This window comes from Achromobacter agilis (genome assembly GCF_900496965.1).
Lineage (GTDB): Bacteria > Pseudomonadota > Gammaproteobacteria > Burkholderiales > Burkholderiaceae_B > Achromobacter > Achromobacter agilis.
The window spans coordinates 245,949-265,250 of sequence record NZ_UFQB01000001.1 but is presented as its reverse complement, the minus strand read 5'-3'; the positions used below and the strand labels follow the sequence as shown (position 1 = coordinate 265,250).

Genomic DNA, 19,302 nt, shown 5'->3' with positions numbered 1-19,302 from the left:
TCGGGGGGGTCCCTATCATTTGCCGGAGGATGTTTGCCACAGGCTGCGAAGGCCGCCGACAGCGGCCGGACGCAGGATTACAGCACAGTCAGGGGCAGGGGGCAAACCCAGGGTGAACCCGGGGGCCTCGGCGGCCCGGATCGCTGCCGTACGCCGTCAAGTATCGGGCGATACCACTATTTTGGGGCGGTTTCCGGGATTTCAAGAGCGGATGAATCCGCGGGGTTGAGGCCTGCCGTGATGCCTCAGCCAAAAGGAGCCCGCCGGATGGACGGGACGCGTCCGCGGCATCCCGGCTCAGTGATGGTGATGGTGATGGTGATGCCCGGCGTCGTCCGCGGGCTGCTTTTTCTGGCACTGGGGGCACAGCGCGCGGATTTCGGTTTCGTGCGTGGCCAGCGCGTACCCGGTCTGGGCGACGCGTTCGGCCAGCTGCCGGCTCATGGCGGGGTCGGACACTTCCGCGACCGCGCCGCAGCCGGTACAGACCACCAGCAAGTCGTGGGGCGCGCCGCCGGCGTCATGGCAGGCGCTCCAGGCGTTGACCGCGTCCAGGCGGTGGATGAGGCCTTCGTCCATCAGGAAATCCAGGGCGCGATACACCGTGGGGGGCGCGGCGCCCGGGTGCACCGCGCGCATGGCATCCAGCAATTCATAGGCCTTCAGGCTGCGGCCGTGGCGCAGCAGCAGTTCCAGGACCTTGCGGCGGATGGGGGTGAGGCGGCGTCCGCGCTGCTCGCACAGCGTCTCGGCGACGCCGAGCTGGGCGTCCACGGTGTCGCTGCGGGGTGAGCGGGGCGTTGCGGGCATGGCTGGCTTCATGTGTATAGGAAACGCGCGCGATGCGCGCGAGATGCCAGGAAGGTAGCAGAAAACACCCAGATGCGGGCGAAACGCGCCGAATCAAGTATTTAGTTATGATATAACATAATAAAATTGTCATTCCCCTGCCTCGATTCCCGATGTCGCATTTCACGCTTTTGTCTCGGCGGCCCGGCGCCGCGCCCCGGCAAAGCCCGCCCCCGCGTTCTGTATTTCTCGTTTCGGCCTGGCGCCGCATGGCGGTCGCGCTGGTTGCGGCCGCGGCCCTGTGGGCGCTGACGGGCTGGGCGCTGGATTGGTGGCCGCGATGAGCGCGCCTGTCACCATCGAACTGGAGGACGCTTCGTTCGGCTGGCATGGCCATGCCGCGCTCAAGTCGGTATCGGGGTGCTTCGCGGCGGGCGGCATGACTGCCGTGGTGGGCCCGAACGGCGCCGGCAAATCCACCCTGATCAAAGGCATCATGGGTGTGCTGCGCCCCATGAGCGGCAGCGTGCGCGTCACCGGCGCGGGCCGCGCCGGGCTGGCGTGGCTGCCGCAGGCCGCCGAACTGGACCACTCCTTTCCCGTCTCGGTGCTGGAACTGGTGGCCATGGGCGCCTGGCGCCGCGTCGGCGGATGGCGCCGGGTCGCCGACGACGAACTGGCGCGCTGCATGGACGCCCTGGACATGGTGGGCCTGGCGGACGTGGCCGGGCGCGCCGTGGGCACGCTGTCGGGCGGCCAGATGCAGCGCGCGCTGTTTGCGCGGATGCTGGTGCAGGACGCGCCGGTGCTGCTGCTGGACGAACCGTTCGCGGCCGTCGACAGCCACACGGCGGACGAGCTGATGGCCCTGCTTTGCGGCCTGCACGGCCAGGGCCGGACCGTCATCGCGGTGCTGCACGATCTGGACCTGGTGCGCGACCACTTTCCCGAATGCCTCCTGCTATCCGGCTCGGTGGTGGCCTGGGGCGAGACGGCCAGCGCCCTGGACGACGCGCATTTGAAGGCGGCGCGGCGCTGGCGCGCGGAGTTCGCGGCATGAGCCTGGCGCTATGGGCGGTGTCGCCCTTTCTGGATTACGGATTCATGCGGCGCGCGCTGGCGGGCGCCTGCGCGCTGTCGTTGGGCGCGGCGCCCCTCGGGGTGTTCCTGGTGCTGCGGCGGATGAGCCTGATGGGCGATGCCATGTCGCACGCCATCCTGCCCGGCGTGGCGGCGGGCTTCCTGCTGTCGGGATTGTCGCTAGGCGCGATGATGCTGGGCGGCATCGCGACGGGCCTGGCGGTGGCCTTGCTGGCGGGCCTGGTGGCCCGGCTTACGCCGTTGCGCGAGGACGCCAGCTTTGCGGCGTTCTACCTGATATCGCTGGGGCTGGGCGTGCTGCTGGTGTCGCTGCGGGGCTCCAACATGGACCTGCTGCACGTGCTGTTTGGCACGGTGCTGGGCCTGGACGATCCGGCGCTGCTGCTGGTTACCGCGGTCGCCAGCGCGACCCTGCTGGCGCTGGCCGCGATCTACCGGCTCCTCGTGGCCGAATGCCTCGACCCGGGCTTCCTGCGCGCCAGCGGCGGCGCGGGGAGCTGGGTCCACATGGGTTTCCTGGTGCTGGTCGTCGTGAACCTGGTGGCGGGGTTCCAGGTGCTGGGCACGCTCATGGTGGTTGGGATCATGATGCTGCCCGCCGCCGCGGCGCGGTTCTGGGTCCGTTCCGCGGCCAGCCAGATCGCGCTGGCCGCGGGCCTGGGCGTGGCGGCATCCGTGGCCGGCCTGCTCGTGTCGTATCACTTCAACGTACCGGCGTCGCCCGCCATCATCCTGGCGGCCGGCGCCTGTTATCTGTTTTCCGTCGTGGGCGGCCCGCTGGGCGGCTTGCTGCGGACGCCGCGCCGCATGCGGCGGGCCTGACTTCAAAGGAGATTCGACATGCGTTCCGTTTCCCCCGCGCGCCGCCGCGCGCTGCTGGCCGTGGCCGGCCTGTGCCTTTCGGCCGCTTTCGGGGCCTCGCACGCCGCCGCGCCTCTGCAGGTCGTGGCCAGCTTTTCCATCCTGGGCGACATCGTGCGCGAGGTGGGCGGCGATGATGTCAGCGTGGCGATGTTGGTCGGGCCCGATGGCGATGCGCACGAGTACGAGCCCACGCCGGGCGATGCGAAGACGCTGTCCGCCGCCCGAGTGCTGTTCGTGAACGGACTGGATTTCGAAACCTGGATGCCGCGCCTGGCGAAGTCCTCGGGATTTTCCGGCCTGACCGTCGTGGCCTCCAAGGGCGTGGCGCCGCGCAAGTTTGCAGCGCCAGGCGGCACATCCGATCACGGCCACGGTCACGACCATGACCATGACCATGATCACGACGACGGCCACGATCACAAGGACGGTCATCATCACGGCGACGCGGATCCGCACGCCTGGCAGGACCTGTCCAATGGCGTGATCTACGCCCGCAATGTGGCGCAAGGGCTGGCCGCCGCCGACCCGGCGCACGCGGATGCGTACCGCCAGCGCGCGCTGGCCTACATTGCGCGCCTGCAGGCGCTGGATGCCGAGGCCCGCAAGACGTTCGCCGCGATTCCCGCCGAGCGCCGCAAGGTCGTGACCTCGCACGACGCTTTCGGGTACTTCGGCGATGCCTACGGCGTGACCTTCATTCCGGCGATGGGGGTGTCGACCGATGCCGAACCCTCGGCGGGCGAGGTGGCGCGTATCATCGGGCAGGTCAAGCGCGAGCGCGTGCCGGCGGTGTTCGTGGAGAACATCAGCAGCCCCAGGCTGGTCCAGCAGATCGCGCGGGAAACCGGCGCCAAGGTGGGCGGCACGCTTTATTCCGATGCGCTGTCCAAGGCCGGCCAGCCCGGCGCCACTTATCTGGAAATGTTCGAATGGAACGTACGTCAGCTTGCCGGGGCCTTGCAACCCTGACCGCCGCCTCGTGCCTGCTGGCCGCGGGCGCCGCCAGCGCGCATCCGCATATGTGGATCGATGCCCGCGCCGCCATCGAGATCGACGCCGAACGGCGCATCACGGCGCTGCGCCAAGTCTGGCTGTTCGACGAGATGTTCGGCGCCTATGCCACGCAGGGCCTGAAGCAGGGCAAGGACGGCGCCCTGCCGGCGGACGTCCTGCAGGGCATGGCGCAGGACTGGATGAAAGCGCTGGGCGAACCCGTCTCGCACTACTTCACCCGCGTCACGGTGGATGGCAAGAGCGTGGCCTTCGGGGCGCCGCGGGATGCCCGCGTCGACTGGAACCCGAAGACATCCAGGCTGACCCTGTCTTTCACGCTGCCGCTGGCCGAGCCGGCGGCGCCGGGGGCGGCCGGCGCGCAAGTGGACATCTACGACCCGACTTATTTCGTTGCCTACGCCTTCGATGCCAGGGACGCGGTTTCCCTTGACGGCCCGCAAGGCGCAGCCTGCGCGTCGGCGTACCGCAAGCCCAAGGAACTGGATTGGAAAACCCTGCAGCAACTGGCCGCGATTCCGGCCGACCCGGACGCGTTGCCCGACGAACTCTTCGCCATCACCAAGGGGCTGACGCACCGTATCGAGGTGCGATGTCCGTAGCTCGGCCGGTGCTGTCCGCCGCGGCGGGGGTTGCGCTGCTGCTGTTGGGATGGACCGGCGCGGGCTGCCTGGCGACGGCGGCGGCCCAAGGCGCGCATCCCTTCGGCGTGCCGGAAAGCGGCGGCGCGGGCGGACCGGGCTGGCTGTCCGGCGTCTTCGGCCAGATCGCCGTCTGGCAATCCCACTTCTACCGCCAGCTGACGGGCGCGGTGCGCGCCTGGCAGGACGACGGCGGCGCGGCCTGGGCCCTGGTCGGCCTGTCGTTCGCCTATGGCGTGTTCCACGCCCTGGGCCCGGGTCATGGCAAGGCGGTGATCTCATCCTATGTGCTGGCGAACGGCCAGACCGCCCGCAATGGCGCGCTGCTGGCGTTGCTGTCCGCGCTGATCCAGGCGCTGGTCGCGATCGCGATGGTGGTGGTGCTGGCGCTGGCGTTCAATGCCACCGCCACGGTGATGAACGCGGCCACGCGCTGGCTGGAGCTGGCGTCATATGCGCTGGTGACGGCGCTGGGCGCATGGCTGGTCTGGACCAAGGCGATCCGTCCGCTGCGGGCGCGCGCCACCGTGCCGCCGCATGCCCATGCGCACGGCCATGGGCACAGTCACGCGCATCGCCATGGGCGCGATTGCGCTTGCGGGCACGCGCATGTGCCCGAGCCGGAAAGCGTAGCGGGTCCGCTGGACTGGCGGCGTGCGGTGTCGGCGGTCCTGGCCGTGGGCCTGCGGCCCTGCAGCGGCGCTTTGATCGTGCTGGTGTTCGCCTTGTCGCAGGGTTTTTTCCTGGCCGGCGTGGCCTCGGCCCTGGCGATGGGCGCGGGCACCGGCCTGACCGTCGCCGCATTGGCCATGCTGGCCGTGGCGGCCGGGGGCGCGGCCAATCGCCTGGGGCGCCGGCTCTCGAGCGCGGGCGCGGCGCGCCTGCGCTATTGCGTGGAGGCATTGGCGGCGTTTGCCGTGCTGTTGCTGGGGGTGATGCTGCTGGGCGGCGCGGTGGCGGGCGGCGGCTAGCGCGGCGCTGGCCGTCAGGACTTGCGGCCGGCGCGCGGATGCGCCTGGTCGTAGGCACGGGCTAGATGCTGGAAGTCCAGCCGGGTGTAGACCTGGGTGGTGGAAATGTTGGCGTGGCCGAGCATTTCCTGCACGGCGCGCAGGTCTTGCGCGGATTGCAGGACGTGGCTGGCGAAGCTGTGCCGCAGCACGTGCGGATGCACATGGGTGGGCACGCCGGCCGCCTGCGCAATGCGTGCGAGCTGCAGCTGCACCACGCGCGGCGAGATGCGGCGGCCGCGCGCGCCCAGGAACAGGGCCGCGGCGTCTTCGGGCGAGGCGGTGAAAAGCGCGAGCTGCGGGCGTACCGCGATCCATTTGCGCAGGGCGTCCATCGCCGCCTGGCCGACCGGCACGGACCGGCGCTTGCCGCCCTTGCCCAGCACGATGACTTCGGCTTCGTCCAAGCTCAGCCAGCCGCGCGATTCATAGCCGCCGGCGCGTTCATAGCGCAGGTCCAGTCCGACCAGCTCCGATAGCCGCAGGCCGCTGGAATACAACAGTTCGAGCATGGCCTGGTCGCGCAGCGCGGCGGGTTCGGTCGCCACCTGCGCCGGAGCGCGATCCAGCAGGGCCTGGGTCTGTTCCACCGACAGGGCCTTGGGCAGGCCGCGGGGCGCCTTGGGGGCGCGCACGCCCGCCACGGGGTTGCCAGCCAATTCGATTGCCGGCGCCCACCATTGATAGAAGCCGCGCCACGCCGCCAGCGTGCGCGCCAGGCTGCGCGGGCCGCGGCCCTCGGCATGCAGGCGCGCCACGAATTGGCGGATGTGGCCGTTGCCGATCTTGTCCAGCGGCAGCCCGGCCTTGTCGGCCAGCGCGCGCAGGAAGCGCAGTTCGCGGCGGTAGCCGTCCAGCGTGTGGGGCGAGTAGCGGCGGTTCGTTTCCAGATGGCGCAGCCAGGCGCTCATCGCGTCGGGCAGGGGCGCTTCGGGTGGGTCGGCATCCTGCGCGGCGTTCCCCATGGCGTGCTCCGTGTGCGCCCGCGCCCTAGACCTTGGGCGTCGCCGGGTTCAGGCGGTGCAGGGCCGCCGATGCCAGCTGGCCGATGGATTCCAGGAACGTGGTGCCCATTTCAGGGGTGAAGCGCTCGGCGTCGTCCGAACCCAGCACCAGCAGGCCGACGGCGGGGCCGTCCGTTTCCAGGCGCAGGGGCACCAGCGCCAGCGACTTGGGCTTGGCGTCCAGCCAGCCGGCGGCTTCGAAACCGTTGTCGGCGCCGCAATACGGGGCCTTCAGGCTGTCGGTGAACGTGCGCACGTCCTGGCTGACGGGTTCGCCATAGCCCGTGGCGGGCAGTTCGGACAGGTCCCACAGGCGCAGGGCCGCGTGGTTCAGGTCGAACTGTTCGGCCAGGCCCAGGGCGATCTCGCCGGGCACGCGCTGCGGGTCGCATTCGGACAGCAGGCGGCTGCACCATTTGGCCAGATGCGTGCCGATGGTTTCATTGGCCGTGGCGTTGCGCACGAGCTCGTTCAGGCGCCATTCCAGTTCGCGGTTGCGTTCGCGCAGCGTCATGATCTGGCGTTCGCCAAGCGAGATGGCCCGCGAGCCATGCGGATGCGGCACCTGCAGCGTGGCGAAGACGTCGGCGTGTTCGTCGAAAAAGCCGGGATTCTCTTGCAGGAAGCCCGCGATATCGTGGGGGGTAAAAGCGGTATCAGTCATGGCTTATCGGTTCAGCCCCATGGAGAAGACGAGCTTGTCGATGTCGACCTGCCCCGTGAAAACGGATTCCGCCGGGCCGGTCATGCGTAGTTGTTCGCCGTTCCATGCGACGGTCAGCACGCCGCCGCGCGCCTGCACGCGCACCGGGGAATCGAGCAGGCCGCGGCGGATGCCCGCCGCGACGGCGGCGCAGGCGCCGGTGCCGCAGGCCAGGGTTTCGCCCACGCCCCGTTCGAAGACGCGCAGACGGATGTTGTTCCGGTCCTGGATCTGCATGAAGCCGGCGTTGACGCGGCGCGGGAAGCGCGCGTGGGTCTCGATCAGCGGGCCGAGGACGGAGACAGGGGCGGTGTCCAAGTCGTCCACGACCTGCACGGCATGCGGGTTGGAGATCGCAACCGCCGAAACCCAGACAGCGCTCGGCAGGCCGGCGGGCGCGTCGAGCTGCAATTCCCAGAGCGTGTCGCCGCCCTCGGCCCGCGAAGCCAGGCCGTCGGTGTCGAACGGCAGGGCGGCAGGGTCGAAGCGCGTGCTGCCCATGTCGACGGTGACCTGTTCGTCGTCGCCTTCGTCCAGGACGAGAATGCCGGTGGCGATTTCGGCGCGCAGCGGGTTGCGGTCGGACAGGCCCTGTTCGTGCACGAAGCGCACGAAGCAGCGGGCGCCGTTGCCGCAATGTTCGACTTCGCTGCCGTCGGAATTGAAAATGCGGTAGCGGAAGTCGGCATCCGGCCGGGAGGCGCGTTCGACCAGCAGGATCTGGTCGGCGCCGATGCCGAAATGGCGATCGCCCAGGGCGCGCGCGCGCTCGGGCGTCATTTCGATCCTTTGGCGGACCCCGTCGAGCACGACGAAATCATTGCCCGCGCCATGCATTTTGGTGAAGTTCCAGTTCATCACTGGATTATCGCCCATATTGTGAGGCGCGGCCGGAGCTCAGTAGAGTTTGGGTTCGCCTGGCGGCCGCGTCTTGAAGCGGCGGTGGACCCAGTAGTACTGGCTGGGGCAGCGGCGCACCCAGGATTCCAGTTCGCGGTTCAGGCGGGCGGTGGCGTCTTCCAGCGAGCTCTCGCCCGGGAAGTCCGCCAGCGGCGGCAGCACATCCACGTGATAGCGGCCGGTCTCGGGGTTCCAGAACCCCACGATAGGCATGACGGCGGCGTTCCATTTCTTGGCCAGCTGCGCGGTGGCGAGCAAGGTCGCGGCCTGCACGCCGAAGAACGGCACGAAGACCGAGCCCTGGCGGCCGAAGTCCATGTCGGGCAGGTAGTAGACGGGGCGCGGCGCGCGCAGGTGGCGGAGCAGTTCGCGCACGCCGTCCTTGCGGCTGACCAGGAAGACCTCGTTGAAGCGGGCGCGGCCGGCGGCCACGACCGCGTCGATGTGGGGGTCGCTTTGCGGCGTATACATGGTGGCGGCGCTAGGCACTTCCATGGTGAGCCGGGTGGCCGCGGCGTCCAGCGCAATGAAGTGCGGGGCCAGCAGGATCACCGAGCGGCCCTCGGCCGTCATCGCGTTGATCCGTTCGGCGCCCGTCAGCGTCACCATTTCCTTGATGGCTTCCGGCGTGCCGTACCAGAGCACGCCGCGGTCCACGATGGATTGCGCCAGGGCGTGGAAGTGCTCGGCCAGCCAGCGTTCGCGCACGGCTTCGGTCTGGTCGGGAAAGCACAGTTCCAGGTTGCGCCGGACGATGCGTGCGCGCGATTTGGCCAGGCGCGGCGCGAGCCAGCCCAGGCAGGCGCCGATGCGCAGCCGCGTCGAGGGCGTGATGCGGCCGAACCATTTCAACAGGGAGACCAGCGCGCGCGTTTTGAAATCAGTCATAGTGTCAGCAGGGGGCGGACGGGACTCAGCCCGCCGTGGAGGCCGTATCGGCGGCCGGCGCCGGCGGCGCGCCGCGCGGCGTCTTGTAGCGGTTGTAGCTCCAGAGATATTGCTCCGGGCAGCGGCGGATCAGCGTTTCCATGGCGGCGTTGAGCAGCGCGGCCTGTGCCTGGGGATCGGCGGGCAGCGGTTCGGGCACCCGCACGTAGTGGATGCGCCAGCCCCGCCCCTTGGGCAGCCGTTCGCCGGCGGTCAGGATGATGGAAACGCCGGTCTGGGTGGCCAGTTTGCCCGGCAGCGTCATGGTGTAGGCCATGCGTCCGAAAAACGGGGCCCAGACGCCGTCGCCCACGCTGGGCGCCTGGTCGGGCAGCATGCCCACGGATTCTCCGCGGCGCAGCGCGCGCACGAATTCGCGCACGCCTTGCATGGTGGCCGGCACGGCGTTGACCGCCGAGCTGTTGCGCGCGGTTTCCAGCAGCGGGGCCAGGATGTCCTTGCGCGGCGGGCGGAACATGACCGTCATGGGCATCTGGCGGGCCAGGTAGCGGGCGGTGATCTCGAAGCAGCCCAGGTGGGGCGTCAGGAAGAGGATGCCCCGGTTTTCGGCGCGGGCGGCGCTGACCACGTCGTTGTCGTCCGACACGACCCGGGCCAGGCTGTCTTCATTGCGGAACCAGACCCGCGGGCTTTCGAGGATCATGGCGCCGATTTCGCCCGCCGCGCGCCGCGCGAAGGCCGGGGCGGGGTAGCCCGCCTGGGCGGCGTTGGCCTGGAGGCGCCGCCGGTACTTGCCCGGCCAGGCGTAGATCGCGCGCCCGGCGAGGCGCCCCAGGGCGTGCGCGACGGGTAGCGGGAGGGCGGCGAATAGTCTGAACAGGAAGAGCAGCATGCGGCAAAAGGGTGGGCTGGCAGGGTCGCGCCCGCGCCCGGGGAACGGGCGGGCGCCCCGGCGCGAGCAACAGAACGGCATTTTCGCTTAAAATAACGCAGTCGCCGAGTTAACCGACAACTTGCGGGGCGACGGCAAGGGTGTAGCGCGTTGCGCGTTTCTTGCCAAATCCGCTAAAGCGTCGCGCCCAGATCAGTGTATGCGCCAAGGCATGCGGTCCGGGGTGCAACGCGCCTCGTGAACCTATGCGCCGGCCAGGCCGGACACGTAAGGACGCATCTGTGGCCAACAACGACTTTCTCTTTACTTCCGAATCCGTCTCTGAAGGGCACCCCGACAAGGTAGCCGATCAGATTTCCGACTCGATCCTCGACGCCATCTTCACGCAAGATCCCAACGCGCGCGTTGCAGCCGAAACGCTGTGCAACACGGGCCTGGTCGTGCTGGCCGGCGAGATCACCACGACCGCCAACGTCGACTACATCCAGGTCGCGCGCGACACGATCCGCCGCATCGGCTACGACAACACCGAGTACGGCATCGACTACAAGGGCTGCGCGGTGCTGGTCGCCTACGACAAGCAGTCGCCGGACATCGCCCAGGGCGTGGACCGCAGCTCGGAAGATTATCTGAACCAGGGCGCTGGCGACCAGGGCCTGATGTTCGGCTACGCGTGCGACGAAACGCCCGACCTGATGCCCGCCCCGATCTGGTACGCGCACCGCCTGGTGCAGCGCCAGAGCGAACTGCGCAAGGATGGCCGCCTGCCGTGGCTGCGCCCCGACGCCAAATCGCAAGTGACGTTCCGCTACATCGACGGCCGCCCGGCCGAAGTCGATACGGTGGTGCTGTCGACCCAGCATTCGCCCGAAGTCTCGCAAGAGACCATCCACGAAGCGGTGATCGAAGACATCATCAAGCCGAGCTTCCCCGACGGCCTGATCACGCCGCAGACCAAGTTCCTGGTCAACCCGACCGGCCGTTTCGTCATCGGCGGCCCGCAAGGCGATTGCGGCCTGACCGGCCGCAAGATCATCGTCGACACGTACGGCGGCGCTTGCCCGCACGGCGGCGGCGCGTTCTCGGGCAAGGATCCGTCCAAGGTTGACCGTTCGGCCGCCTACGCCGCGCGCTACGTGGCCAAGAACATCGTGGCCGCCGGCCTGGCGCGCCAGTGCCAGGTGCAGGTCAGCTACGCCATCGGCGTGGCCGAGCCCATCAACATCACCGTCTACACCGAAGGCACCGGCGTCATCCCCGACGACCAGATCGCCAAGCTGGTGCGCGAGCATTTCGACCTGCGTCCGAAGGGCATCGTGAACATGCTGGACCTGCTGCGCCCGATCTACGCGAAGACCGCCGCCTATGGCCACTTCGGCCGCTCGGAGCCGGAATTCTCGTGGGAAGCCACGGACAAGGTGCAGGAACTGAAGAAGGCGCTGTAAGCGCAAGACTGCGCCGCTTCAAAAAAAACTCCCCCGCAGCAATGCGGGGGAGTTTTTCATTGGGACGCGGGAATCAGAGCCCCCAGGCCGACAGGTCGGGCCGCCGCGGCGCTGGAGCCAGCACGGGTTCCAGCGCCGAGGCGCAATCCAGCAGCGCGGCGTCGCCGCCGGCGGGCGCCAGCAGCTGGACGCCGATGGGCATGCCTTCGGCGTCGAAACCGGCCGGCAGGGAGATGGCGGCCGCGCCCAGGAAGTTGGCGGGCCGCAGCAGCTTGCCCAGGCCGGCATGGCGGGCGTCGCCCGCATCCAGCGTCTGCGCGGCCTGGTCGCACGCGGGCATCAGCAGGGCGTCCACGCCCTGCATGGCCTGCGCGAAAGCGGCCATGTCGGCGGCGCGGCGCAGCAGGGCGGCTTCATAGTCGGCCTGCGCGATTCTGCCGCCCGCAGCGATGCGGGCGCGCACGACTTCCCAGAGCGGCTGCGCCGGGTCTTCGGCCAGCGCGCCGTAATGGCGGTAGGCCTCATAGGCCAGCACCAGCGAGTTGTCGTCGGCCATGCGGGCGAACGACAGAGCCGCGGGCGGGCACCACGGCGTGGGCGTGAAGCCCGCCTGCGCGAGGTTTTCCTGCGCCAGCTCCCAGACCTGCCGTCCGGCGTCGGCCAGCGGCGCGGGCCAGGCCTCGGGGACCAGCACGGCCAGGGGGCCGGCGCCGCGCCTTGCGGGCTGGCGCAAGGCGGCGACGGCGTTTGCGGGAAAGGCCAGGGTGGCGGCGTCGTCGATGTCGGGACCTGCGAGCAATTGCGTCAGCAGGCGGGCATCCGCCACGTTGCGCGAGATCGAGCCCAGCACGTCCAGCGTATCCGACAGCGGCAGGCAGCCGGCGAGGCTGATGACGCCGGTGGAGGGCTTGTAGCCGACCAGGCCGTTAAGCGCCGCGGGCGCGCGCACCGAGCCGCCGGTATCGCCGCCCAGCGCCAGCGGCGCCAGGCCCGCGGCCACCGCCACGCCGGAGCCGCTGGACGAGCCGCCCGGCGCGCGCGCCGCGTGCGCGTCCCAGGGATTGCGCGCGGTGCCTTGGGTGGGGTTCTGGCCCGACAGCCCGAAAGCGAATTCGGTCATGCGGGTCTTGCCCAGGACGACCATGCCTTGCGCGGCCAGCTTGCGCAGCGCGGCGGCCGTCTGGCCGCTGGTCCGTCCTTGCAGGGCGCCGGAGCCCAGGCTGGCCGTGACGCCTTCCCATTGCACGCTGTCCTTCACCGCCACCGGCACGCCATGCAGGGGGCCCAGCAGAATGCCCGCATCGAGCAGGCGGTCGACGGCGTCGGCCTGGGCCAGCGCACGCGCGGCCGTGACCTCGCTGTAGGCGGCGAGCGCGGCGGCGCGTTCGATGCGGTCCAGGAAGTGGACAGTGATCTGGCGCGAACTCAACTCGCGCTGGCGGATGGCGCGGGCGAGCTCGTGCGCGTCTTGGAAATGCAGAGCGGTGTTTTGTGCTGGCATGGCTACTTCAGGTCCTGGCCCTTGGTTTCGGGCATGCGGATGAACGTGATCAGCGTGATCACGGCGCCCGCCAGCACGTAGTAAAAGAACCAGCGCTCCATGCCCTTGCTCTGTAGCCAGGTCAGCAGGTAGGGCGTGGTGCCGCCGAGCAGCGCAACGACCAGGTTGTACGGGGTGCCAATACCGACGGCGCGCACGCTCGTCGGGAATTGCTCGGACATGATGGCCGGCGCGATCGAAGTGTACATGGCGTACAGCACCAGGCCGAACAGCTCCACCGCCAGGATCGAGCCGAACGAGGGGCCCAGCGTGGTCATCAGCGGATAGAAGAACACCAGGTAGCCGGCGGCGAAGAAGATCAGCTGCGGCTTGCGGCCGATGCGGTCGGACAGGATGCCGAACAGCGGCTGCACCAGCATGAACACGATCAGCGCGATGGTATTGGCGGCGAAGGCCGTCTTCGGATCCGCGTGCACCTGGCGGATGGCGTAGGTCGGCACGTAGGCCACGAAAATGTAGAACGCGAAGGTGGTCAGGATCGAAAAGCCCACGATGCGCAGCACTTCGCGCGGGTGGCTGCGCAGCAGCGTGCGCAGCGGCTGCTTTTCCACGCCGGCCTTCTTGCTGTGCGAGAAAGCTTCGGTCTCCGGGATGGAGCGGCGGATCCACAGGCCGGCCAGGCCGCCCAGGGCGCCCAGCAGGAACGGAATGCGCCAGCCCCAGGCAGCCATCTCGGCCTTGCCCAGCGTCGAGGTCAGCGCCCAGCCCACCGCGGAGGCGGCCAGGATGCCCACCGCCGCGCTGAAGAATACGAAGCTGGAATAGAAACCGCGCTTGTCCGGCGGCGCCATTTCGGCCAGGAAGGTCGTGGCCGAGGCATACTCTCCGCCCAGCGATAGGCCTTGCAGCAGGCGCGCGGCGGTCAGCAGCAGCGGGGCGGCCAGGCCGATGGCGGCGTACGTGGGGGTGACGGCGATGATCAGGGAGCCGCCGGCCATCATCAGGATGGTCAGGCCCAGCGCGGCCTTGCGGCCGTAGCGGTCCGAGAAGATGCCGAGCACCCAGCCGCCCACCGGGCGCATGAAGAAGCCCACGGCGAAAATCCCGAACGTCGCCAGGAGGGCGGTGGTTTCGTTGCCTTCGGGGAAGAACTGGCTGGAAAAGAAGATGGCGAAGGAGGCGTAGATGGTCCAGTCGAACCATTCGACCGCATTGCCTACACTACCGGCCAGGATGGTGCGTGCGCGGGATACGGGCGGGGCGCTTGCCGGGGCGGCTGCCCCCTGCGCCTTGCGCAGGGATGCGGAGGGGCTGCTCATGGAATCCTCAAGTAAGAATTTATTTTTGGTCAGAAAGACCGTTTAATTTTGTGTTTTTATCAACGCGCGAACGTTAGATTAATGAATATGGTCACGTCAAGTAAGGGTAACCCCCTAATCCCGGCGCTGGATGACACCGATCTGGCCTGCCTGATCGCGCTGCAGGCCGAGCCGCGCGCCTCCTGGCGCGAACTGGGGGCGGCGACCGGGATCGCCGAGCGAACGGTCGCGCGCCGCATCAAGCGGCTGATGGAGGCCGATGCGCTGCGCGTCATCGCCGAACCCGATCCGCTGGCCACTGGCCGGGGCGTCGTGCTGCACGCCTGGGTGCGCTGCCGCTCGGGCCGGGTGCCGGAGGTGGCGGAACAATTGGCGCGGCTCGACATCAGCCAGCTGGTCGTCACGCTGGCCGGGTCGGCCGACCTGATGGCCGAATTGACGCTGGCGGACGCGGCGGACATGCCGGACGTGGTGACGCGCGTCCTGCCTTCCATCGACGGCGTGGATCACGTGGAGGCAAGGCTGGTGCTGCGGCCGTTCCGGCGCGCCGGCCAGTGGCGCATCCAGGCCCAGGCGCCGGATGCCGCCGGCGAGCCGGCGCCGGCCTCGCCGGCGGCTTTGACCGAGCCGGAACAGCGCATGCTGGGCCACCTGATGCGCGACGGGCGCGCCAGCCTGGCCGAGCTGGCCGAGCAGGCCGGCGTCAGCGAACCTACCGCGCAGCGTCTGCTGCAGAACATGGTGGAACGCCGCGCGCTGAGCTTTCGCGTGGAAGTGGAGCCGGCGCTAGTCGGATTTCCGGTGGAGGCGGTGATCTCCGTGCAGGTGCGGCCGCAAGCCGTGGATGCGCTGGCCGCGCACCTGGCGCTGGACCCGAACACGCGCTGCCTGTTCGGCACCAGCGGGGCCTCGCAGCTGTTCTGGCATGTGCTGTGCCGCGACAGCCTGCACTTGTGGGAGGTGGTCACGCGCCGCCTGGGCGAACTGGACGGCGTGCTGAACAGCGAAGTCGGCGTGGTAATGCGGGCGCACAAGCGTTGCGGCATCGTGCGCGCCGGCGCGCGCCTGGGGCCCGAGGGGGCCTAGCCGCGCGGGCGCGTCACCAGACCGGGCCGTCCGATCCCGGCGCCCGCAGGTGGCGCGCAAAACGCTGCGACAGGAATTCCACGAAGGCCAGCGTCTTGGCCGGTAGATTAAGCCGCTCCGGATACAGGGCGTGGATGTCGGCGGGCGGCGTATGCCAGTCCGGCAGCACCACGCGCAGGCGGCCGGCGCGCAGATGGGCGGCCGTCTCCCATTCGGACCGCATTACGATGCCGTGTCCGTCCAGCGCCCATTCCAGGGCGCTCTGGCCATCGTTGGAACTGACTGGGCCGCGCACTTTGACGGTTTCGGCGCGGAGCCCCGATTCCAGCCGCCAGGTGCCATAGGCCACATCGTTTTCGCGCACCACGATGCAGCGGTGGCGCTGCAGATCGCCCGGCGCCCGCGGTTCGCCATAAGTCTCGAGGTAGCGCGGCGAGGCGCAGAGCAGGCGCCGGTTCGAGGCGATCTTGCGCGCGGTCAGGCGCGCGTCCGGAAGATCGCCGAACCGTACCGCCACGTCGAAGCCTTCCTCGATCAGGTTCAGCGGCCTGTCGGTCAGCCGCATCTGTACCTCTACCTCGGGGTACTGGCGCGCGAAGTCCGACACGGCGGGCACGATGTGGGCGCGCCCGAAGCCGAAGGTGGCGTTGAGGCGCAGCAGGCCCTGAGGCTGCGCCCGCGCGCTGGACACCGAACGTTCCAGGGCTTCGAGGTCCGCCAGGATGCGCCCGCCTTCGGCCAGGTAGAGCTCGCCTTCCTGCGTGACGCTGACCCGGCGCGTGGTGCGGTTCAGCAGCCGCACGCCCAGGCGCTGTTCCAGCTTGGCCAGCCGCGTGCTGACCGCGGGCGGCGTCAGGCCCAGCTCGCGCGCGGCCGCGGACAGGTTGCCGTGCTTGACCACCAGCGAGAAGAAGGCGAGATCCGATAGGGCGTCCATGGGCCTATTTATAAATGAAATTTAATAAAGCTTTAGTTCCATTATTAATTATAAGAATCCAATGGGCCTATACACTGAACTTGCCAATAGAGAGCCGCCGATCGCGGCCACACGAGGAGACCAGGAATGAAGATCAACACCGCCGCCGGCGCCCTGTGCGCGGCCCTTGCCGTCGCATCCTGTTGGACCCAGCCGGCCGTCGCCGCCGGCGCATTTCCCGAACGCGCGGTGACGCTCGTCGTGCCGTTCGCGCCGGGCGGCAGCGTGGACATCGCCGCGCGCCTGATTTCCGATGCCTGGGGGCGGGCGCTGGGGCAGAGCGTGATCGTGGAGAACCGCGCCGGCGCCTCCGGCAACATCGGCATGGCCGCCGTGGCGCGCGCCGAGCCCAACGGCTACATGCTCGCCATCAACACCATGTCGCTGGCCATCAATCCGGCGCTCTTCCAGAGCATGCCGTTCGACACGAAGAAGGACCTGCGGTCGGTGGGCACGGTCGGGACGTCGCAGCACGTGCTGACGGTGACCAACAGCCTGCCGGTGGCCAACGTGAGCGAGCTTCTGTCCTATGTGCGCGAGCGGCCGGCCAACGACCTGAGCTTCGGCTCGGCGGGCACGGGCAGCACCTTCCACATGGCCGCGGAACTGTTCAAGTCGGTGTCGCGCACGCAGATCCTGCACGTGCCCTACAAGGGCGGCGGCCCTGCCATGCTCGACACCATCAGCGGCCAGGTGCAGATGAGTTTCCCAGTGCTGTCCGCGGCCAAGCCGCAAGTGGACGGCAAGAAGCTCCATGCGCTGGGCGTGACCGGTTCGAAGCGATCGCCGTTGCTGCCGGACGTGCCCACCATCGCCGAATCGGGGCTGCCCGGCTACGAGTTCAACACCTGGTTCGTGATCAGCGCGCCCGCGGGCACGCCGCAGCCGGTGATCGACACGCTGAACGCCAAGCTGGAGCAGGCCCTTCGTTCCCCCGAACTCGCGCAGCGCATGAGCCGGGAAGGCTTCGATCCCCTGATCTCCACGCCCGCCAGGACGGATGCGATGGTGGACGAAGAAATGACGCGCTGGGCCGGCATCGTCAAGGACGCCGGCATCCAGGCCAACTGAACTTCAAGGACGCAAGACATGCCCGGCATGACGCTGTACGACAAACTGGTGGCCAGCCATGAGGTGGCCCGGATCGACGACGAGCACGTTCTGCTCTACGTCGACCTGCACATCATGAACGAATACACCAGTCCGCAGGCTTTCAGCGGCCTGGCCGCGCGCGGACGCGCGGTGCTGCGCCCCGGGCAGCAGATGGCGGTGGTGGACCACATCATCCCCACCCATCCCGTTCCGGCGGCGCTGCGCGTCATCGCCGACGAGGCGTCGTCGCGGCAGGCGAGTAACCTCAAGCGCAACTGCGATGCGCAGCATATCGCGCTGTTCGACACGACCGATCCGCTGCAGGGCATCGAGCACGTGATCGCGCCCGAGCACGGCATGGTGCTGCCGGGCATGGTGGTGCTGTGCGGCGACAGCCACACCACGACCTACGGCGCGCTGGGCGCCCTGGGTTTCGGTATCGGCACCTCCGAAGTCGAGCACATCCTGGCCACGCAGACGCTGGCCTACCGGGTGGCGCGCAACATGCGCATCCGCATCGACGGCACGCTGGGCCGGGGCGTCACGGCGAAAGACCTGGTCATCTGCGTCGTGCATCGCATCGGTGCGCAGGGCGCGCGCGGGCATGCCGTGGAGTTCTGCGGCGAGGCGATCGCCGCGCTGTCCGCCGAGGCCCGCATGACCCTGTGCAACATGACGGTCGAGGCCGGCGCCCGCGCCGCGCTGATCGCGCCGGACGCGACCACCGACGCCTACGTCACCGCGCACGCGCCACAGTTGCAGGGCGATGCCCTGGCGCAGGCGCGGGCCTGCTGGGCCGGGCTGCGCTCGGACGACGGCGCTGTCTTCGACGTGGAGCACGTGCTGGACGCCGCGTCGATCGCGCCGTTCGTCACCTGGGGCACCAGCCCGGACCAGGCGATGCCGATCGACGGCGTCGTGCCCGATCCGCGGGCCGAACCCGACGCGCTCGCCCGTCTGGCGCTGGAGAAGGCGATGGACTATATCGGCCTGGCGCCGGGCACGCCCATCGCGGGCCTGCCGATAGACCGGGTGTTCATCGGGTCCTGCACCAACGGCCGCATCGAAGACCTGCGCGCGGCGGCGAGCGTCGTGCGCGGGCGCAAGGTCGCGGCGGGCGTGCGGGCCATGGTGGTGCCCGGATCGGGAGCGGTGCGCGCCCAGGCCGAGGCCGAGGGCGTGGCCGCGCAATTGATCGAGGCGGGTTTCGAATGGCGCCAGCCGGGCTGTTCGATGTGCCTGGCCATGAACGATGACGTGCTGAGCCCGGGCGAGCGCTGCGCCTCCACCGCCAACCGGAATTTCGAGGGCAGGCAGGGCCGCGCGGGGCGCACCCACCTGATGAGCCCGGCGATGGCCGCCGCCGCCGCGCTGGCCGGCCGCATCGTCGACGTTCGCGAATGGGAGCAACGCGCATGAATCCGATCATTGAAGGCGTGGCCGCGCCCTTGCCCTTTTCCAATCTGGATACCGACCAGATCATGCCCAAGCAGTTCTTGCGCATCATCGACAAATCGGGGCTGGACCGTGGGCTGCTGCATGATCTGCGCTTCGACGCCGATGGCGCGCCGCGGCCCGGTTTCGTGCTGAACCAGCCGGCCTATGCCGGCGCGTCCCTGCTCGTCGCGGGGCCGAACTTCGGTTGCGGCTCCAGCCGGGAACATGCCGTGTGGGGCCTGCAGCAGTTCGGCATCCGTGCCGTGATCGCGCCCAGCTTCGGCGAGATCTTCTACTTCAATGCCGTGAACAACGGCCTGCTGCTGATCAGCCTGGCGCCGGCCGAGGTCGACGCCTTGCTCGCCCGGGTGTCCAATATGGCCACGAACCGCGTGGCCATCGACGTGGCGGCCGGACGCGTGAGCGCGGCGGACGGCTGGAGCGCGGGCTTCACCCTGCCCGAGCGCCATCGCCAGATGTACGCCCAGGGGCTGGACATGGTGGGCGCCTCGCTGCAGCGGCTGGACGAGGTGGCGCGTTTCGAGGCCGCGCACTGGGCGCGCCATCCCTGGATGAAGGATGTGGCGCGCCAGGTGCGCGACCGCCTGGACGCCGGCCGCGCGGACTAGGCCGGTTCACACTG

Annotated in this window: 19 protein-coding genes; 10 read left to right on the top strand and 9 right to left on the bottom strand. The window is 69.2% G+C overall.

The annotated features are described in order from the left end of the window. Positions 1–297 precede the first annotated feature (297 nt). On the bottom strand, positions 298–810 hold the full coding sequence (locus AGI3411_RS01285; protein ID WP_129525636.1) for a Fur family transcriptional regulator: 513 nt from the start codon (positions 808–810) through the stop codon (positions 298–300). A gap of 319 nt (positions 811–1,129) precedes the next feature. Here AGI3411_RS01285 and AGI3411_RS01280 point away from each other — a divergent pair, with 319 nt between their 5' ends. From AGI3411_RS01280 to AGI3411_RS01260, 5 genes are read left to right on the top strand one after another with little or no spacing between them, the layout of a single operon-like run. Beyond that, positions 1,130–1,849, top strand: coding sequence for a metal ABC transporter ATP-binding protein (locus AGI3411_RS01280; RefSeq protein ID WP_129525635.1), 720 nt, complete (start codon positions 1,130–1,132; stop codon positions 1,847–1,849). Further along, complete coding sequence (locus AGI3411_RS01275) at positions 1,846–2,712, top strand: metal ABC transporter permease (protein ID WP_129525634.1); 867 nt, start codon at positions 1,846–1,848, stop codon at positions 2,710–2,712. The genes AGI3411_RS01280 and AGI3411_RS01275 overlap by 4 nt, the downstream gene beginning before the upstream one ends. Positions 2,713–2,730: 18 nt before the next feature. Then, entirely contained in the window at positions 2,731–3,723 is a 993-nt protein-coding gene (locus AGI3411_RS01270) for a metal ABC transporter substrate-binding protein (protein WP_129525633.1), read from the top strand. Continuing rightward, positions 3,684–4,367, top strand: coding sequence for a DUF1007 family protein (locus AGI3411_RS01265; RefSeq protein WP_129525632.1), 684 nt, complete (start codon positions 3,684–3,686; stop codon positions 4,365–4,367). Before AGI3411_RS01270 ends, AGI3411_RS01265 begins: the two co-directional genes overlap by 40 nt. Further along, positions 4,358–5,377 carry a nickel/cobalt transporter gene (locus AGI3411_RS01260; protein WP_129525631.1) on the top strand — a complete coding sequence of 340 codons (1,020 nt, stop codon included), beginning with the start codon at positions 4,358–4,360 and terminating at the stop codon, positions 5,375–5,377. Before AGI3411_RS01265 ends, AGI3411_RS01260 begins: the two co-directional genes overlap by 10 nt. Before the next feature lie 14 nt (positions 5,378–5,391). Here AGI3411_RS01260 and xerC read toward each other — a convergent pair whose 3' ends face one another. Genes xerC through AGI3411_RS01235 form a run of 5 tightly spaced genes read right to left on the bottom strand, consistent with a single transcriptional unit; the run spans position 5,392 to position 9,803 of the window. After that, positions 5,392–6,381, bottom strand: a complete 990-nt coding sequence (gene xerC, locus AGI3411_RS01255; protein ID WP_129525630.1) for a tyrosine recombinase XerC — start codon at positions 6,379–6,381, stop codon at positions 5,392–5,394. Between the two features lie 25 nt (positions 6,382–6,406). Further along, entirely contained in the window at positions 6,407–7,084 is a 678-nt protein-coding gene (locus tag AGI3411_RS01250; RefSeq protein ID WP_129525629.1) for a DUF484 family protein, read from the bottom strand. Between the two features lie 3 nt (positions 7,085–7,087). Continuing rightward, positions 7,088–7,999, bottom strand: coding sequence for a diaminopimelate epimerase (gene dapF, locus AGI3411_RS01245; RefSeq protein ID WP_129525628.1), 912 nt, complete (start codon positions 7,997–7,999; stop codon positions 7,088–7,090). A 21-nt stretch (positions 8,000–8,020) separates the two neighbouring features. Then, on the bottom strand, positions 8,021–8,911 hold the full coding sequence (locus AGI3411_RS01240) for a lysophospholipid acyltransferase family protein (RefSeq protein ID WP_129525627.1): 891 nt from the start codon (positions 8,909–8,911) through the stop codon (positions 8,021–8,023). Between the two features lie 25 nt (positions 8,912–8,936). Continuing rightward, positions 8,937–9,803 carry a lysophospholipid acyltransferase family protein gene (locus tag AGI3411_RS01235; protein ID WP_129525626.1) on the bottom strand — a complete coding sequence of 289 codons (867 nt, stop codon included), beginning with the start codon at positions 9,801–9,803 and terminating at the stop codon, positions 8,937–8,939. A 281-nt stretch (positions 9,804–10,084) separates the two neighbouring features. On the opposite strand from AGI3411_RS01235, the gene metK reads away from it, so the two are divergent. Further along, positions 10,085–11,248 carry a methionine adenosyltransferase gene (gene metK, locus AGI3411_RS01230; protein WP_129525625.1) on the top strand — a complete coding sequence of 388 codons (1,164 nt, stop codon included), beginning with the start codon at positions 10,085–10,087 and terminating at the stop codon, positions 11,246–11,248. Between the two features lie 73 nt (positions 11,249–11,321). Here the strand turns inward: metK and AGI3411_RS01225 are convergent, their stop codons facing one another. Beyond that, on the bottom strand, positions 11,322–12,749 hold the full coding sequence (locus AGI3411_RS01225) for an amidase (protein ID WP_129525624.1): 1,428 nt from the start codon (positions 12,747–12,749) through the stop codon (positions 11,322–11,324). Positions 12,750–12,751: 2 nt separating this feature from the next. Beyond that, positions 12,752–14,068 (bottom strand): MFS transporter, encoded by a 1,317-nt coding sequence (locus tag AGI3411_RS01220; protein ID WP_129525623.1) that lies wholly within the window; start codon positions 14,066–14,068, stop codon positions 12,752–12,754. Positions 14,069–14,149: 81 nt separating this feature from the next. Here AGI3411_RS01220 and AGI3411_RS01215 point away from each other — a divergent pair, with 81 nt between their 5' ends. Further along, positions 14,150–15,154: an Lrp/AsnC family transcriptional regulator gene (locus tag AGI3411_RS01215; RefSeq protein WP_129525622.1), complete on the top strand. Its 1,005-nt coding sequence runs from the start codon at positions 14,150–14,152 to the stop codon at positions 15,152–15,154. A gap of 13 nt (positions 15,155–15,167) precedes the next feature. On the opposite strand, the gene AGI3411_RS01210 is transcribed toward AGI3411_RS01215, so the two are convergent. After that, positions 15,168–16,091, bottom strand: coding sequence for a LysR family transcriptional regulator (locus tag AGI3411_RS01210; RefSeq protein WP_129525621.1), 924 nt, complete (start codon positions 16,089–16,091; stop codon positions 15,168–15,170). A gap of 126 nt (positions 16,092–16,217) precedes the next feature. On the opposite strand from AGI3411_RS01210, the gene AGI3411_RS01205 reads away from it, so the two are divergent. From AGI3411_RS01205 to leuD, 3 genes are read left to right on the top strand one after another with little or no spacing between them, the layout of a single operon-like run. Then, the gene (locus AGI3411_RS01205; protein ID WP_129525620.1) at positions 16,218–17,201 is read left to right on the top strand and encodes a tripartite tricarboxylate transporter substrate binding protein; all 984 of its coding nucleotides are present in this window, start codon (positions 16,218–16,220) and stop codon (positions 17,199–17,201) included. Positions 17,202–17,219: 18 nt separating this feature from the next. Continuing rightward, entirely contained in the window at positions 17,220–18,641 is a 1,422-nt protein-coding gene (gene leuC, locus AGI3411_RS01200; protein WP_129525619.1) for a 3-isopropylmalate dehydratase large subunit, read from the top strand. Then, a complete protein-coding gene (gene leuD / locus AGI3411_RS01195) occupies positions 18,638–19,288 on the top strand; it encodes a 3-isopropylmalate dehydratase small subunit (protein ID WP_129525618.1) in 651 nt (216 codons plus the stop codon). The genes leuC and leuD overlap by 4 nt, the downstream gene beginning before the upstream one ends. Positions 19,289–19,302: the final 14 nt, after the last annotated feature.

Coding starts and splice junctions, on each gene's coding strand:
- AGI3411_RS01285 (WP_129525636.1), bottom strand. CDS start 810: ATGCCCGCAACGCCCCGCTCACCCCGCAGCGACACCGTGGACGCCCAG.
- AGI3411_RS01280 (WP_129525635.1), top strand. CDS start 1,130: ATGAGCGCGCCTGTCACCATCGAACTGGAGGACGCTTCGTTCGGCTGG.
- AGI3411_RS01275 (WP_129525634.1), top strand. CDS start 1,846: ATGAGCCTGGCGCTATGGGCGGTGTCGCCCTTTCTGGATTACGGATTC.
- AGI3411_RS01270 (WP_129525633.1), top strand. CDS start 2,731: ATGCGTTCCGTTTCCCCCGCGCGCCGCCGCGCGCTGCTGGCCGTGGCC.
- AGI3411_RS01265 (WP_129525632.1), top strand. CDS start 3,684: ATGGAACGTACGTCAGCTTGCCGGGGCCTTGCAACCCTGACCGCCGCC.
- AGI3411_RS01260 (WP_129525631.1), top strand. CDS start 4,358: ATGTCCGTAGCTCGGCCGGTGCTGTCCGCCGCGGCGGGGGTTGCGCTG.
- xerC (WP_129525630.1), bottom strand. CDS start 6,381: ATGGGGAACGCCGCGCAGGATGCCGACCCACCCGAAGCGCCCCTGCCC.
- AGI3411_RS01250 (WP_129525629.1), bottom strand. CDS start 7,084: ATGACTGATACCGCTTTTACCCCCCACGATATCGCGGGCTTCCTGCAA.
- dapF (WP_129525628.1), bottom strand. CDS start 7,999: ATGGGCGATAATCCAGTGATGAACTGGAACTTCACCAAAATGCATGGC.
- AGI3411_RS01240 (WP_129525627.1), bottom strand. CDS start 8,911: ATGACTGATTTCAAAACGCGCGCGCTGGTCTCCCTGTTGAAATGGTTC.
- AGI3411_RS01235 (WP_129525626.1), bottom strand. CDS start 9,803: ATGCTGCTCTTCCTGTTCAGACTATTCGCCGCCCTCCCGCTACCCGTC.
- AGI3411_RS01225 (WP_129525624.1), bottom strand. CDS start 12,749: ATGCCAGCACAAAACACCGCTCTGCATTTCCAAGACGCGCACGAGCTC.
- AGI3411_RS01220 (WP_129525623.1), bottom strand. CDS start 14,068: ATGAGCAGCCCCTCCGCATCCCTGCGCAAGGCGCAGGGGGCAGCCGCC.
- AGI3411_RS01215 (WP_129525622.1), top strand. CDS start 14,150: ATGAATATGGTCACGTCAAGTAAGGGTAACCCCCTAATCCCGGCGCTG.
- AGI3411_RS01210 (WP_129525621.1), bottom strand. CDS start 16,091: ATGGACGCCCTATCGGATCTCGCCTTCTTCTCGCTGGTGGTCAAGCAC.
- AGI3411_RS01205 (WP_129525620.1), top strand. CDS start 16,218: ATGAAGATCAACACCGCCGCCGGCGCCCTGTGCGCGGCCCTTGCCGTC.
- leuC (WP_129525619.1), top strand. CDS start 17,220: ATGCCCGGCATGACGCTGTACGACAAACTGGTGGCCAGCCATGAGGTG.
- leuD (WP_129525618.1), top strand. CDS start 18,638: ATGAATCCGATCATTGAAGGCGTGGCCGCGCCCTTGCCCTTTTCCAAT.